This window comes from Phocaeicola sp. RTP21359st1_B8_RTP21360_211022 (assembly GCF_040911965.1).
GTDB lineage: Bacteria > Bacteroidota > Bacteroidia > Bacteroidales > Bacteroidaceae > Phocaeicola > Phocaeicola vulgatus.
This window is the reverse complement of sequence record NZ_JBDFXP010000025.1, coordinates 16,557-31,646: the sequence shown is the minus strand read 5'-3', so window position 1 is coordinate 31,646 and position 15,090 is coordinate 16,557. Positions and strand designations below refer to the sequence as shown.

The following is a 15,090-nucleotide window of genomic DNA, read 5'->3' as shown; positions in this document are numbered from 1 at the left end:
GGACTTCTTCTCCTTCTCGTATTTCCCGAAAAAGAGAGGGTAATATTTCAATGCCTCCACATCCAGTGTGCGGCCCAGAAAGATCCGCACGCTACATTTGTAAAGGAATGATCAGTACAGCAAGAGGCTATGAAAGAAACGGTAAGGAAAAAGACTAAGGATATGACAAAAAAACGTCAGAGATATGGAAGGACAGCTTTTCCTTTCCTATTTCCGTATTGTCTCATAAAGCAGCCCGCCTACGTCTATTCCAATATCAAACTTCTTAAACTTGTAGCGTGGTATGACTATTGGAACCACATTCCAACCTTTCTCCGGATTGTAATAATTTTGTATGCCGACTTCCATTTCCAACCGGTCTGTAAAATCATACCCGGCAGTAATGCCATATGTATTTCTATAAAAGCCATACTGGTAAGTCGGTGTATATGCTCCAAACACTTTTAGTCTTAATCTTTCATTTGGGTGATAAATCATTGCGCCATAGATGCCAAAAGCCTGTCCGGTACTTTTGGGAAAGTTATATTTGGTGGCATTAATGCCCAGTCGGATTTCAAAATCATTGTTGAATTGATGATGAAACATTATTGAAGCCTCGTTTATCCGTCCTATTCCCGGCAACGTGGTTTGTGAGCCACTGCCATAGAAATGAGAGAAAATATGTCCGCTTGTACTATAGTCCCCATAAAACATTGGAGTAGGATTAATGTAATATAGTGGTATATAGAAAGGTCTATCCGCTTTAAAATTTGTGTTGTCAATGGCTGTTTCTACGTCTTTCGCATTGGGATTGGGCAATAATAAATCTGTCTTATTGAACGGCATACGTACTTTATCAGAGAGAATTCTTGAACTGTCATTTTTAAGTTTGATATGGTTCTCTCTGATGTTTTCTTGCCCGTTAGCACCAAATATAAACAGGCAGAGTATCAATGTTATATATATGACTTTTACAAGTTGCATAAACTGATATGATACAGTTATTTATTCTTTAAAGTCACTTTTACTTTTTCTGTTTGGCTGTGCGGATTATAAGTAAGACTTGCACATCCTGATAAATATATAACAATACTGGCTAAAATAGCTATTATGATATATTTTTTTAGGTTTTTCATGTTACTAATTTTTATATCGCAAAAGTAGGCAAATCATTCTCAGTTTAAGGTTTATAGTTCTGTATTTCCCTTAATTTTCCTAAATTAAAAGTTCAGATTGTCAAATCTACAAAAGTTTGTATACATTTGTGTAGTTTAATATATTAATTATGAAAAGAATAATCGTTTTTTTGCAGTGATTGTACAGATGGTGCTTCTTTCCAATTGTGTTGAGAAACAAGGATATTATAACGATGGAGAAGAAAGCATTATCGCACTAATATGTGATATAACCTGGACTGGCGGAAAAAAAGAGTATGAAGACGGAAGCTCTTGGGAATCTATTTGGAATTTCGATAAAGATGGAACATATACACGAGCCAATGTAGAGATTGATAAGGATGGGAACAAAAAAGAAGGTGAGATTCGTGGAAGATGGTCTTTCGCCACTCCTAACTTTAGCACATTATATTTTGGTGGTAGTCATTATTGGGATATTAAAGAACTGGATAAGACAATCTTTTCATTCTACGATAGAACAGGAGAACTGAACGATCCAGCTGCGTCTAAAGAATATGTTGAATTTTACCCATACAATGATGGGAAAACTAATTATACAACGTATTTAATTATCAAAAAATGCAGTTAGACACTGAAAAGTGTTTTTTTAGGGAGGGTAACACTCCACTATCGCTTTCTTTTTGATATTCTATAAGTACAAAAGTTAGAAAGCCCCCAGCGGAAACGCCGGAGCCTTATAGGCTTGCGTTAGGGTAGCTTGTTCTCTGTATTTCTGATACAGGAGCATTAGGCCCCAAAATTACTTCGATATTTTGACGTAAACAGTTCCTTTACTTGAAGGTTTATCCTCCTCCAAACGAATTGTATAATAGACATAATCATCAATACCATACTTCTCATACCATTTTCGTGGCTCTACTTTTGAATCACGTAATCCACAAAACCAGATTCCACCTTGCACCGAAATACCAGAGGTATAACTTATAATAGGAATATCAAAACCATCACCAGGTGTATACGTTTCCATTAGAATCTTATGTCTATCCAAGCGTACCGTATCTGTGAACAATGGCATATTGTCTACTGGTGGATAAAAACAAGTTAAACGTATGCTATCTTCTTTGTATGGTGCTACCATAAAATCAAGTGTTTCTACACTATCGACCAATATAAAATGTACGAAATCAGGTAAAAGTTCTCTTTCTGTAAACACACCATTGTTGCAAGATATTTTTTTTAGCTTGGCTCGTTTCCCATTGAATTCACCCTTGATAGTCAGATTCAGATGTTGTACACCTTGCATCCGGAAATATTCTTGTAAAATAACAGGAAGGGAATTTGTTATATTTTCATAATTCACTTTCACTTGTTGCCCCTGCATGGTAATGCTAAAAAGGAGTAATACACCTAATAGAAATCTTGTTTTCATTTTCATTATTTACTTTGAACTATAATTTTTATTTTTCCTATTACTTTCTGTTTGTCACGTTCCCGGCAAAGTTCCCGGTGTGTGCTTTCTCCTTATACATCTGAAGAATTTTGATTTCGTTATGCAATCAGTCGTTTTCTTCTTAAAGTAACTGAAGGGTTTTGCCTGTTCTGTTGCCACGCTTTCTGCTTTGCCTTTTGCTTCTGTAGCCGGAAGCTATTTTGCTGTCTGTTCCCGGACTTCCTATAATAGTTGACGAATGGCTTCTGTTCTCTCATCGCTTGCTCTTCAGATTAAATTCTGTGCATTCAAAGTATTCCAAGGCGAACGAAACGAAGTCATTACAAAATATGCCGTTTATCTAGCAATATATTTCAAGTTGCTGGAAAGTATCTCCATCTATTGAAATAATTATCTTTCCCGGCTTCTTCTTTGGTTGAATGTCTTTTTTCATTGTCATATCGTATATTTTCTGAACAGAATATGCTTTATACTTCCGAAATATGCTGCAAATATAGCAAAACACATTTTCTCACTTTTATTTTTAGTGTATTTTTTTTATTGCCAAATATATATTCACTTACCGATGAACAAAGAATTTACATCCACTTCTGCGTCTTCCATCCCAAGCACCCTCTCGATATCTTTCAGTATTCTGGTATAATTGTCAGATATTTCCTTCTCCGTCCTGAACGCGACTACCGGCAGCGGTTCCTCCTTCAGTTCGAAGAGCCTGAACTTCTTCCTGAAATGCCCTTTGATATTGGAACGGTTTCCCATTCCGATAAATTCCCCCGGTTCCAATGAAGCGAAGTCCTTCGATTCATATATCTCTTCCTTCTGTGTGCTGATGGTCACGCTGGAATTACGGCCGCCACCGCTGCTGCCGGAACTGGTGGACTTCTTCTCCTTCTCGTATTTCCCGAAAAAGAGAGGGTAATATTTCAATGCCTCCACATCCAGTGTGCGGCCCAGGAAGATATTTCCGAAATTCGTCTCAATGGACGACCTGTCCAGTTTGCTGTACAGTTTCTCCAGCTTGCCTTCGGACTGGGTGAGCAGCAGGAACGCCGCCCCGTACTCGCGCAGGACGGAAGGCAGCTTCTCGAAGTCACGCACCTTGAAGGTGGTCATCTCGTCCAGGATAAATACAAAGGGGACCCTGTTCTCCATGGAAAACGAGCGCGAGGCGATACTCATTACCATGGCGATGACGGGGGATATCACCGACTCCGTTGCATAGTTGTTGCTGATTGCAAAAAGTTTCGGATGTTCAGGATTAATCAGATTGAAGTCGAAGTCATTCCCTGTCAGCACATAGCATATGTTCTCATTGGTGGTCAGCTTTGCCACATAGTTGCTGAGAGTGGACACATAGGAGGCCTGTGTTTTCTCACTGCCTTCCGCCTTGAGGTACGCCTCCGCCATCATGGCGCTGATATCGTTCAGCTTCAGGAATTCCTGAAGCTGTTCCGTATCGGCCTTCATCACGAAGTTGAAAATATGCGGCAGCGTGCAGCATTCCGGGAACTCATCCCAAAGCCTGTACGCCACGCCGTTCAGGATGCCAAGCGCGCCCGTATACCATTCGTCCTGTTTGGATGTGGGCGGCATCAACGCGCCCAGTACGTCCTCCATCAGCTGCATGAGCATCGTCCTGTCCTTTATATTCCTCCTGTCCAGCGGATTGAAGCGGTAAGTCCGGTTCATGTCCGTGAAATTTACATAATAGAACTCATGGGGGTATCCGTGTTTCCTGATCAGGTTGTATGCAGTCCGGGTATAGTCAAAATCCTTGAAGTCATAGATGAAACCGGCGAATCCGGACCTGATGTACTGCTCCATCAGCGTTTGCCTATGGATTTGGTCTTGCCGGAACCGGCTCCTCCATAGACAAGGAAATTGGAGAACCAGTAATAATATCTGATAATTGTCCCGTCCGTGGCGTGAAGGGAGAGCAGGGCTTTTCCACCCTTTCCGCTTTCTGTCCCTCCTTTAAAAGAAAGACGAAGAAGTACGGAAACGACACCCGGAAGCAGGAACCACCACCCATCCGGAATGGTGGCATGTGCGACAGCTGTTTCTGCAAGTACCAACAGCAGGAACAGGACATGTGACATCCGGGATTTTCCCGGAAACAGACAGCTGGCAATGCCGCCGCCAAAAAGCAGGGCTGCCAGTCTCATAATAAACATATGATCCATATTCATAAATTGATTTAGATTTTTCCAGTTCAGACTGGGAGCCGTCATCATAGAGCAGGTATATCATCCTGGTGTTTATGCCCACAACCACCCAGAGGTATCCCTTGCGGACTCCTTTTCCCTTGCTGTTCTTTTCCGGGACGAGTATTTTGTAATAGGTTTCGTCGGCTGCCTTATAAGGATCACTCAAAGCTGTCTGCCGGATACACTTATAAAGATTTTCAAAGAGGCTTGAGGCTTTTTCCATCAACTTATGAGCCGTAGGTTTCTTCAGCGTAAAGCCATGACTTTCGAAGTAGTTGATGATTCTTTCAACCGGTAGCGATTGTATATAACGCAATTCCATCAGCCCGGCAATGAATGAGCCGTCATAGCTGGAATTCAAGAAAGCCGAGACCGGTGTCTTTCCCTCAAAGAAACGACCGTCTTGCGCATAGGTGTGTATCTTGTAGACGTGCTTGATGAAGCGTATGGGTACACATTCATAGCGGACACATATTCTGGGAGCGGTGGTAACCAGCCGGGCTTTATTGATGTCAAAATCAGGATCGTCGGGATAAACGTCATGTTCCTCCTGCTCCATCTCATAATGCATGTCACGTTTGGCCCCATTGTTCTTTCTGGCTTTACGCTTATCTGCTTTTTCCGCTTCTCTCTTCTGCCGCTCTTCCTCGGACATGGCAGGTTGGGGAGCTTGTTGCTGTTCGGATGTGTTGGATACAAGTTTGGCGAGCCCCTTAGCAAGGCGCTGTTGTTTGCTAAGAGATTCGCCTTTTTGAAGGAGTGCCTCTTTAAGGGAAGAGACCTCCTTTATCAAATCATCTATCTGGCCCAGGAGTCTGTTGTTGTCATCCCGTAATTCCTTGATTTGCTCCTTCAATAACTCTATGATCTCATCCTTTTTCATGGCATAAAGATACGAAAAATCAATGAACTGACCAAAATATTCGGGTGGTAATTTAAAATCAAATAGCTAATATACAGTACATTACATTAAATCCTAAAACGTTTTCGCAACCGTACAGACTTCAATGACACTCCATTTAAGATAAAAGACAAAACCTGATAAGAGATCTCATAATTGCCTGTATGGGGGTTAAATGTCGGCAACTCAAAACTTCCACCTTCCAGACGCTTGTAGTACAGGAGAAAGCCATCACCATCCCGATGCAGCATGTGTACATCGTTGATTATCAATAGCATAGCGCTCTAAAAGGTACAACCAGCAGGTTGGCAAGTATCTGAGAATGTGTAAGTTAGTGATTTTTAGCACCATTCTCGGCTTGTACCTCCATTTTGGAAAGTAAAAGTAAGTGTAATTTCTTGAATATCAAAATGCGCGGTACAAAAACTTGTGAAAAATGCCGTTTTTTGATGAGAAAAGGTACAAAAATGGCTCTGAAACCGGGGGGACATTATGATTATTTTGCGAAGTATTCAGTCTTCAACCAATAGGCATAAATCGGGTCTTGGAACGAGATTTCACCGGCTTTATTATCCAATAATCATTCTTGATAAGGACTGCCTTTGAACGGAATATTGAGGTTGTTGAAGAGATTTGATAGCGATGCATCACTTCGGTCGAACTGATGGCCTTTTCGCCGGCAATAAGAGCTTTGAAATAGTTCAATTGCTGTGTGTGGTCAGTGTTTCGGTGATTGTTACAAACAACAGACCTATGTGACAGCGGTCGCTATTTTTCAAGATTACCTAAGTAGTAATATTCTGTACAGAAAAGGAAGTATTATTTCTTTTTCTGTTCAAATTATTGCTTTCTTTCTATAAATAATATATTGTTTGTTATCTGTAAAATATCAGCCTTATGAATAATATAATAGCATTTAATATCTCCAACGCCCAATAATATGACCAAAGCAGATTTCAACAGGAATAAATTCAAAAATTTATCTCTGTAACACATCATAAAATAAAGTAAAACTGCTATATTTGTATATTATATGATATGTTGAGCTATGACAAAAAGTACAATGGGTACCAAGTTGCCAAGAAAATTAGAGCAGAAGATGTTGATAGTAGGTGAGCAGATCAGGCTGGCCAGACTACGCAGGAATCTTAGTATTGCCCAAGTCGCCGAACGTGCCACCTGTTCACCTCTGACGGTTTCACGCATAGAGAAAGGTGTACCAACGGTGGCAATAGGCATTTATCTTAGGGTGCTTTATGCACTTCAGCTGGATGATGATATTCTTCTGCTTGCAAAAGAAGATGCAATGGGAAAGGCCTTGCAGGATTTGAGCCTTAAGAAACGAGAAAGAGCATCCAAAAAGGAATAAGAAAAGACTCTATATATTTGTTGATTTTGATTGGCTTAAAGAGCCAAAACTGATTGGAGGGCATATCAATATATATAAGTGAAGTATTGTAGATACAAAAAAAATATAGACACATAAATGAGTAAGATTTATTTCCTTCCTGTAAAACATGGCGATGCGTTCATTATAGAATGCGTTCGTGGAGATACTCAGGGGGTAGTCGTTGTTGATGGTGGGCCAAGGAGTTGTGGGTTTGAGCTTAAGCGCAAGTTGAATGAGTTGGGCACTCCTGACCTTATGGTACTGACCCATTATGATGAAGATCATATTGGTGGAATTCTGCAGTTGGTAGACACATGCTTGGACGATAACATGATACCAGCTAAAGAGGTATGGGCAAACTGCGCAGGTTACGTAGAGGTGGCAGCGAGTAAGTATACAACTGCCGCACACGGTATGCTGCTATCCGTAAGGTTGAATGAATTGGCAAAGCAACATGGAATGGTCTGGCGTAATGATTTGCATGAGGGGATGGAGTTTGATAGGCCTTTTGCCAGCATAGAGGTGGTATCACCTACAGAGGATGTCACGAAGATGGTCATAGAGAAACAGAAAGATGAAGCGAGGCAGCTATTGAATGCGACTCAGAAGGATACGATAGACCTAGAGAAACCTCTCGATAAATTAGCAAAAGAAATACCCCCAGAGCCTAATCTGAAGAAGGATAATGAATTGGCAAATGCAGCGAGTATAGCCTTTATCCTAAGGTGTGATAATCTGAGCATATTGATGTTGGGCGACAGCTATCCCCAGAATGTGGAGAGATACCTGAGAGAGGAAAAAGGCTACTCTGAAGAAAACCCATTAGTCGTTGATTTCGTAAAGGTATCGCATCATGGAAGTAGAAACAATACGAGCAATAGCTTATTGGACATTATCCAATGTGATAAGTTTATTATATCGACCAACGGAGGCAACGGAAGTTCCAATCACCCCGATAGAACTACAATCGCTCATATTTTATGCCACACGAAAAGGAACATGGACACAAAAGTACATTTGTATTTTAATTATAAATTAGAACTGATTGAAACAAATGGTATTCCTTTTTTAAATGAAGGCGAATGTGAAAAATGGAATTTTGAAGTACATGATAATATCAAAGAACTATGAATCTGACAAAAGCAAACATAAAAGCCCTAAGAAAGGTAACAGTTAAGATTGAGTGTTCCAACAACAATAAAGGATCGGGCATCATCGTTTCTGTCGGAGAGAACCTCTATGTCCTTACTGCTGCACATATAATACAAAAAGATACCAAGGATGGCCCTCTAGACAAAGAGCAGATAGGTATTTTGCTCAAGAGGAACAGCCGGACATTCCACTTAACTGTGGAAGAAGTGGTTTACTACAACAAGCCAGAAGAGGATGATGCTACTGTGTTGCGTGTGATAAAACCCAACGGTATGCCCACATCGGGACTTGACCAAGTGCGACTATTGACAACGGATATATCTGGCCAAGCAATCCTCTGTGGTTTTCATAAAGACGACACTTCTCTGAAAATCTACGATGTTGTAAAACGAGGGGAAAAAAGTTGGGCAAGTACAGATATTCAACTTCAGTTTCAAAATTTAAGTCCTAAAATAAACTTTGAAGGAACATCTGGAGGAGGTATCTTCTATCAAGGTACGGACGACGTACTGTATATGGTTGCCTATATGTCGGAAGTAGGTAGATTTGATGGGAACAACAACGAGTTTATTTGTATGCCTTCATCCAATTATATTCCAAGCGGATTGTTGGATTCCATTGTCGACAGTCGTGAATATACGTTTATTGCCGACACCGGTGTGGCTCGAGAGGTTGATAGCCGTCAACTGTTAAATCTATTAGACAAATCCGATTATAATCTGAATCAGACTGGTTACTTTATAGAAAACGATAAGACGAAAGAGATTATCGACCAACTGAGGGACGATGATACTTCAACGCTGCTGCTGACAGCATTATCGGGAATGGGTAAGTCAAAACTGATTTATGAGGCTTTCAAGGAGACAGAACGCGAACCAAACCGATATTATACGAAATTTAATGGTAATCGAGATAAACTGATGGGCGAGTTGAAGCAAATACTGAAAGATAATCCCGAAAGTGATGGAATTATCATCGTGGATGACTGCCCAATGGAACTTGTTACGGAAATTATCAGTATCAGAGATAAATACAACAACTTATTTCGATTGATTTTTGCTCATCATGACTATTTTAATGAAGAGCTTGAACGTATCACTTTCCCCGTTATTAAGTTAAGACCTCAAGACATGGAGGAGAGCATAGGACACTATATTAGTGAGGCACTGCACGAAGATGAACAGAATAAGAATGACATTTTGGTTATCAAACAGTTAGCAGGTGGATACCCTCAAATGGCGATAGAACTTGTTAAGGCATACAAGAATAACAAAATTGCTGGTCCCGAGGATGTAACGCATCTAATGCCGAAGTTACTAAACCTTACCCCCAATAAAGAAGAAGAGGAAAAAAAGATTTGGCAAACATTATCACTTTGCTTACCCCTCCCTTATGAAGATGCTACACATGAGGGTTTTGCATACCTGTTAGGTAACAATCACGTAACGCCACTTAACGGAATGGAATATGAAGAGCGGAGGAGTATCGCGGTAAGAATCGTGACGAAATACCATCCAACACTGATTGATATACAAGGCAAATGGCTTTATGTAAGGCCATTTCCACTAGCTGTCTGGCTGACTGCCGAGTGGTTTAAATATGTGTGTAATTCACGGATACATTTCAACGAACTTATTGAGGACATCAAAAAACAGCCACCAAGCATACAAACAGCCATTAGCGAAGGCTTCTGTAAGCACATACAGCAGATGTCCGGTAACAAGGAAGCATTTAAAATGGTAGGGCAACTGGTCAATGCAAACATCGACCACCCTTTTTTCGACGAGGAGAACTTATGTTCTGGTTTGGGTTCTGAACTTTTCCTCGCCATGAGTACCGTGAACCCTGCCGCTATAGCTACACATTTACGGAGAGTGCTTGGATACAAGGATATCGATTGGCTGAGAGAACAGGTTTATGGTGATGTAAGGCGGAATATAATCTGGGCTCTAGAACGTCTTTGCTTTGCCCGCGAGAGTTATCATGATGGCGTGTTCATGATGGCACGATTGGCCGTGGCCGAGAATGAAGAGATTGGTAATAATGCTACGGCACAATTAGTTCAACTGTTCCATATTTATTTAGCAGGAACAGAAGTAAATCTGAAGGATCGCTTGGCGACCCTGCAAGGACTCATCGATGAGAGAGAGACTTATATACCGTTAACCATACGTTGCTTTGAAGCTGCATTACAAAACGGAGGATTTGTCCGGATAGGTGGAGCCGAGAAGTTCGGATTTGAGAACAGGAAGGACTATACACCGAATACTTGGGATGAAATCTTCGAATACTGGTACGGATGCCGGGACTTGTTGTTGGAATGGATAAACAAGAATCCTGAGATTGTCAATCTCTTGGCCGAAATGGCAGAAAGAAAAGTCTACAATTGGGCACGTACAGTACGAAAGGAAGTCTTTGTTCCGCTCTTGGAGAAAATAGCAGAACTAAAAAACTATGCCTGGGACACTGGTTATGAGGCCTTATTCCAGATGGTACATACCTTTGGCATCGACGCGAAATCCTTAGGAATTGCGGGACTGATGGAGAAAATGAGGAACCAATCTTTTAAAATGCAACTGAACGAAGCCAGGTATATACAGCATGGACAATACCGACTGAAGGACAAAGAACAAATCGAGTTATCCGAGAAACTGTATGCTCCGCTGGCGGCTGAGTTCATAGACAAGGAGATATATGCTAATACTGAAGAAGTGAAAGCGTTACTTGAGGATAACAAGTATATTCCTATCGAGTTTGTAAAACGATTAGTAACAACAGCCACAGACGAACAATTAGGAATACTTTTTGATACCATCTTTAATGTATTAGCAACAATGCCCCAAGACTTCTATAGCCCGTTTTTTGGTAACCTATCTTCATGCGCCAAGGAAAAGAAACCACTGTTGTCGTTTCTGAAGAGATTAAGAGATGACGGACATGAATACCTATATGTATCATTAATGGCCAGCACCGAAGACGATAAGATAAGTCATTTTTATCAGCTTTTTTCAGAACAAGAGAGCGGAGTTCTGACGATAGACTATCTAGCTACTTATCTCCAGTATTTCAGGTCGAATAGTTCCGAACATTACTTGTTAATACTAAAGGCTCTGAGAGATTGTTTTCCTGATCGTCCAAATGATTTGATTGCATACGTAATATCAGAACGATTCATGATGCGAAAAGACGACCTAGACGAAACTGTTAACATTGTAAAAGAAGCGATGTTAAAGTTTCAAATAAATAGCAATATGGGACATTTACTATATGACTATAGCCGTCTTCTTGTAGAGACCTTACAATTATGGCATGATGCTGAATTTGCAAAGCAAGTAAACAGGAAGTTTATCGACTTGTACAACACTCAGATGGTGCATTTAAATACTGAAGGAGTGTTCACAGAATTGTTAAAGGATTATTTCGATGATGTATGGCCGGAATTTGTTAATGCTTTTTTGGGAACAGATACTTTCTTGTTCTATTTCCAAGTGAAGGATGAGCTGGGGTCTGGGTTTAGCTTTGACAAAGGTCCGCTATTTGATATCAACGAAGAGTTAATCAAACAGCTTTGCATAGAGAATCCAGAGTCTGCACCTGCAAGGATTGCCTTAATGGTACCTTGCTTTGAAAAAGAAGACGATGGAAATGAAAAAGAGTATTTCAATAAATGGATTATCTGGCTTCTGGATAATTTCGGGGAACGAAAAGATGTAAGGGATAATATTTCATCTAATTTAGGCTCTTTCTCATGGAGTGGTGATATATCCCCATATTACGAGAGGAATATCAAATGTTTTGAACAGTTGTTGGATCATCAAAAACAAGAGGTACGGGAATGGGCACAAAAATGTATTAATAACGAAAAGAAGTTGCTTGACATGGAGAAAGATGAAGAGGATTTTAGGAAGATAAGACACGGAATGTGAAAATAATTAACGCTGTACACACCCCACCTAAAATTTTATGTACTTGGAAATACGAGACTCTAAATTGAATCCCGTATTTCCATTTACACAATATATTTTTAGTGCCTAACTATCTTTTAATAGTATATATAAGGCGGCTAAAATTATCATAAATGACACTTTCTCCCAAACCTATATTTGTTAGAGTATTACTGATTGAGCAAACTTTATTAAAAGGGGCATCTGTTTCTGTTAGAATAAGATTACGTGGTATGCGCTTAATTATTTCTATTCCACTATTAGTTTTTGTCATTTTTTCGTTGACAGAAAAATAATATCCATGTTCTACTATCTTAGGAATTAGAGAGAGAGGACCTGAATACCAATGGAATATTACATTCTTAATGCCATAGGTAATCAGCATTTCGAACAAGACTTTTTCAGCTCGTCTGGAATGGACACTTACTATTTTATTTTTTTTACTTAATAGCTGCAATACTTTCTCTAAAACGAAAACTTGATCATCTTTTGTTTTTAGTCCTTCGTTACTAAAATCTAGACCGATTTCACCAATATAGCTAGTTTTATCTAAACACTGGCTAAATAGTCGTAATTCATTTTTATTTTCGCTTGCATATAATGGATGAAATCCTAAAGCCAAACGTGAGAACTTATATTGTCTTACATGCTCATAGCCCAATAAAAAATGACTTGGCAGATTTGTCATTCCTATCGAGATATTCTTTTTTACCTCTTGTTGTTTGAGATACTGTTCAGGATTTGGCATCATGTCAAAATGACAATGGGTGTCTATAATCATATTCCTGCTCTTATTTGTATTTCATTTGTAGCTTTTTTCTTAAGCCAATTGATAACTTGTCTGTATGAGTGTAAGGCTAATGATGTATATTCATCTAACTCCTGCTTTTCTATAATTCCATTAAAGAATAGTTCTTGGCGAATTGTACGTTCATTCATTCTGTTTTTTAGGAAATACAGAAGAGCGTTAAAATCCCTATTCCTTTTTTGATGTTTATTGTCAAGATTAAATTTAATGCCATGAAGTACATCAGTGCCAAGCAATGCCTCATTATCTAGACCTATTGTATCTAGTGCGACTCTTCTATATAAGCATGGCAAACACATACCACAATGTTTGATTTTGGCATTGCGTATTTCTATTCCGCTTTTGTCCCAAAAAACATTGTGACCACGTTTTGCACAAGAGCATGATAAGTCAACTAATGATTCTAAAATTGCCTTTTTCGAAGTATCTTGACAGCACTCAAGAACCATGTCTGCTTTTGATTTTAATCGATATGGGTTGTATATTGAGTTTGATATACCTATAGCATATAAAGCCTCCTGTATGCGTTTGATAAAAGTAGGATGCGTAGTTCGAGTACTGCATGAACTCCTTCTTCCACTATCAAGAGGTATATTTATTGATATAGTTCCATTCTCTGGAACTATCAATTGACATTGTGGGGATATTTTGTTTGCAATATATATTCCTGCTGCAAAAAATAATAAGGAACGTGAGCGGAATGTACTCTCTGTTGGAGTTTTAATATTCCAAGAATGAGGTTTAAGCCCTGCGTTCAGCAACACTTGTTCGTATTTATTCGAAAAGATATTGTTTTCCCTGCAATATTCTAAAATGCTTTTTTGATCACTATGCTCTTTGCCCAGTTCCATATGTGAAACAAGTAGTATCTTTTTATCAACAGAGAGAGTGCTGGCCTCATCTATAAATCCAATCAATGAGTCTAAACCTCCTGAAAACAATGCAACCTTTTCAAAAAACTGAGGATCATATTCCTTTACTTTTTTAGTTGGATTATACGAGTATGAATCTGCCTGTATAAAGTGAATATCCCAATTGTCGCCCGTAAGAAAATTGATTGCTTTATTAAAAGCTTCACGACCTTTATTCATATCCTCAAGATTTATTACAGGAACATTCAATAATATCAAGTTTCGTTTCCATCCATCATCTGAATTAGACAAACGAAGTACAGCTCTGTCCACATTATATACAATCATGGATAAAACTAATAAATCAAAAGCAACAGATGATGTATCTCGTGAAAACTCCCATAACTGTTTGGGATTAAACTTTGTGTTGACAGAATGAATTTTTCCGTCACTTCCTTGAAATGAAAGAGTAAAAAGGCCAAAAACTTCGCTTGTTTTTGACGGAGTATAATTAATGTTTATTCTTGTTTCCATATATCCAATATTTCTGATGTTAAAGAATCCAGGTATTCTTTTCCTTCTCGGCTATTGAAGTCGATTTGAGTTAGTTCTTTGCTTAACTTCTCATCTAGTTCGTTATGAAGCCAACCTCTCATGTCCTTCTTTATTTCTTCGGGATTACTCCCTTTGTCAAATATGTGGCTTTGAAATAATTCTGCAGAATATTCCAGTATGTATTCAATTTCAAATGTTATAATCCATTCATGAAGATCGTCATCTGTTGCATTCTGAAGTTTATCTTCAATTTCTTGTCCGTCTTTACAATCTGACAAAATATCATTCAGCACTTTATCCATTGCATAAGTTGCTGCTGCATCATCCATTGTAGAATCATTGTCTCCAATGATCTCGTGCAAAAGCAATTCCTTGAAATCATGTGGCGTTTTCGGCTTTTGTGTATCAGGCAGTCTATCAATGCCTAAACTTGATACAAGTCCATATTGTTTAATATTGTTTAAAACAGTAGCCAACCCTCTGACTGCATGTCCACCAGCACGTCCAAACGAACTGCCGCCTCTCTTACCTCCATGCCCTCCAATTCTGCCACCCCTATACAAACCATTGCCGAGCGCTATTCCTAAATTACCAAAAAACTTTGCATTTGAGGCAGGCTTATTGTCTGTTCCATTTGCTAGACTCGTCATGGCTCGTTTTGCTGCAGACCAATTAGGCGAAGATTTCAAATTATGTGATTGTGATGTACCCATATTT

The 15,090-nt window shown here is 39.3% G+C and carries 10 protein-coding genes and 3 pseudogenes; 4 read left to right on the top strand and 9 right to left on the bottom strand.

Translation table 11 applies throughout. From position 1 onward, the window contains the following. Positions 1-207: 207 nt before the first annotated feature. On the bottom strand, positions 208-963 hold the full coding sequence (locus tag AB5062_RS13625) for a hypothetical protein (protein ID WP_032953353.1): 756 nt from the start codon (positions 961-963) through the stop codon (positions 208-210). Between the two features lie 17 nt (positions 964-980). Continuing rightward, positions 981-1,115: a hypothetical protein gene (locus AB5062_RS13620; protein WP_256156339.1), complete on the bottom strand. Its 135-nt coding sequence runs from the start codon at positions 1,113-1,115 to the stop codon at positions 981-983. 175 nt (positions 1,116-1,290) lie between these two features. On the opposite strand from AB5062_RS13620, the gene AB5062_RS13615 reads away from it, so the two are divergent. Beyond that, positions 1,291-1,743, top strand: coding sequence for a hypothetical protein (locus AB5062_RS13615; protein WP_032953354.1), 453 nt, complete (start codon positions 1,291-1,293; stop codon positions 1,741-1,743). Between the two features lie 171 nt (positions 1,744-1,914). Here AB5062_RS13615 and AB5062_RS13610 read toward each other — a convergent pair whose 3' ends face one another. From AB5062_RS13610 to tnpB, 4 genes and pseudogenes are all read right to left on the bottom strand, one after another. Beyond that, positions 1,915-2,544 (bottom strand): hypothetical protein, encoded by a 630-nt coding sequence (locus AB5062_RS13610; RefSeq protein WP_032953362.1) that lies wholly within the window; start codon positions 2,542-2,544, stop codon positions 1,915-1,917. A gap of 576 nt (positions 2,545-3,120) precedes the next feature. After that, positions 3,121-4,748 (bottom strand): annotated as a pseudogene (locus AB5062_RS13605) (type IV secretory system conjugative DNA transfer family protein). A gap of 31 nt (positions 4,749-4,779) precedes the next feature. Continuing rightward, a pseudogene (locus tag AB5062_RS13600) lies at positions 4,780-5,655 on the bottom strand (transposase); the annotation flags it as partial. Between the two features lie 86 nt (positions 5,656-5,741). Next, positions 5,742-5,930, bottom strand: a pseudogene (tnpB, locus tag AB5062_RS13595) (IS66 family insertion sequence element accessory protein TnpB); the annotation flags it as partial. A 791-nt stretch (positions 5,931-6,721) separates the two neighbouring features. Between tnpB and AB5062_RS13590 the strand changes: the two are divergent. From AB5062_RS13590 to AB5062_RS13580, 3 genes are all read left to right on the top strand, one after another. Beyond that, positions 6,722-7,042, top strand: a complete 321-nt coding sequence (locus tag AB5062_RS13590) for a helix-turn-helix domain-containing protein (protein ID WP_008151786.1) — start codon at positions 6,722-6,724, stop codon at positions 7,040-7,042. 117 nt (positions 7,043-7,159) lie between these two features. Then, on the top strand, positions 7,160-8,194 hold the full coding sequence (locus AB5062_RS13585) for a ComEC/Rec2 family competence protein (RefSeq protein ID WP_005646225.1): 1,035 nt from the start codon (positions 7,160-7,162) through the stop codon (positions 8,192-8,194). Continuing rightward, entirely contained in the window at positions 8,191-12,141 is a 3,951-nt protein-coding gene (locus AB5062_RS13580) for a hypothetical protein (protein WP_007855531.1), read from the top strand. Before AB5062_RS13585 ends, AB5062_RS13580 begins: the two co-directional genes overlap by 4 nt. A gap of 109 nt (positions 12,142-12,250) precedes the next feature. On the opposite strand, the gene AB5062_RS13575 is transcribed toward AB5062_RS13580, so the two are convergent. Genes AB5062_RS13575 through AB5062_RS13565 form a run of 3 tightly spaced genes read right to left on the bottom strand, consistent with a single transcriptional unit; the run spans position 12,251 to position 15,086 of the window. Continuing rightward, positions 12,251-12,940, bottom strand: a complete 690-nt coding sequence (locus AB5062_RS13575) for a TatD family hydrolase (RefSeq protein ID WP_005646230.1) — start codon at positions 12,938-12,940, stop codon at positions 12,251-12,253. Continuing rightward, positions 12,937-14,352, bottom strand: a complete 1,416-nt coding sequence (gene qatC / locus AB5062_RS13570; RefSeq protein WP_007855533.1) for a Qat anti-phage system QueC-like protein QatC — start codon at positions 14,350-14,352, stop codon at positions 12,937-12,939. The genes AB5062_RS13575 and qatC overlap by 4 nt, the downstream gene beginning before the upstream one ends. Next, a complete protein-coding gene (locus AB5062_RS13565) occupies positions 14,337-15,086 on the bottom strand; it encodes a hypothetical protein (protein WP_005646234.1) in 750 nt (249 codons plus the stop codon). Before AB5062_RS13565 ends, qatC begins: the two co-directional genes overlap by 16 nt. Positions 15,087-15,090 lie beyond the last annotated feature (4 nt).

Coding starts and splice junctions, on each gene's coding strand:
- AB5062_RS13585 (WP_005646225.1), top strand. CDS start 7,160: ATGAGTAAGATTTATTTCCTTCCTGTAAAACATGGCGATGCGTTCATT.
- AB5062_RS13620 (WP_256156339.1), bottom strand. CDS start 1,115: ATGAAAAACCTAAAAAAATATATCATAATAGCTATTTTAGCCAGTATT.
- AB5062_RS13575 (WP_005646230.1), bottom strand. CDS start 12,940: ATGATTATAGACACCCATTGTCATTTTGACATGATGCCAAATCCTGAA.
- AB5062_RS13590 (WP_008151786.1), top strand. CDS start 6,722: ATGACAAAAAGTACAATGGGTACCAAGTTGCCAAGAAAATTAGAGCAG.
- AB5062_RS13610 (WP_032953362.1), bottom strand. CDS start 2,544: ATGAAAACAAGATTTCTATTAGGTGTATTACTCCTTTTTAGCATTACC.
- AB5062_RS13565 (WP_005646234.1), bottom strand. CDS start 15,086: ATGGGTACATCACAATCACATAATTTGAAATCTTCGCCTAATTGGTCT.
- AB5062_RS13580 (WP_007855531.1), top strand. CDS start 8,191: ATGAATCTGACAAAAGCAAACATAAAAGCCCTAAGAAAGGTAACAGTT.
- AB5062_RS13625 (WP_032953353.1), bottom strand. CDS start 963: ATGCAACTTGTAAAAGTCATATATATAACATTGATACTCTGCCTGTTT.
- qatC (WP_007855533.1), bottom strand. CDS start 14,352: ATGGAAACAAGAATAAACATTAATTATACTCCGTCAAAAACAAGCGAA.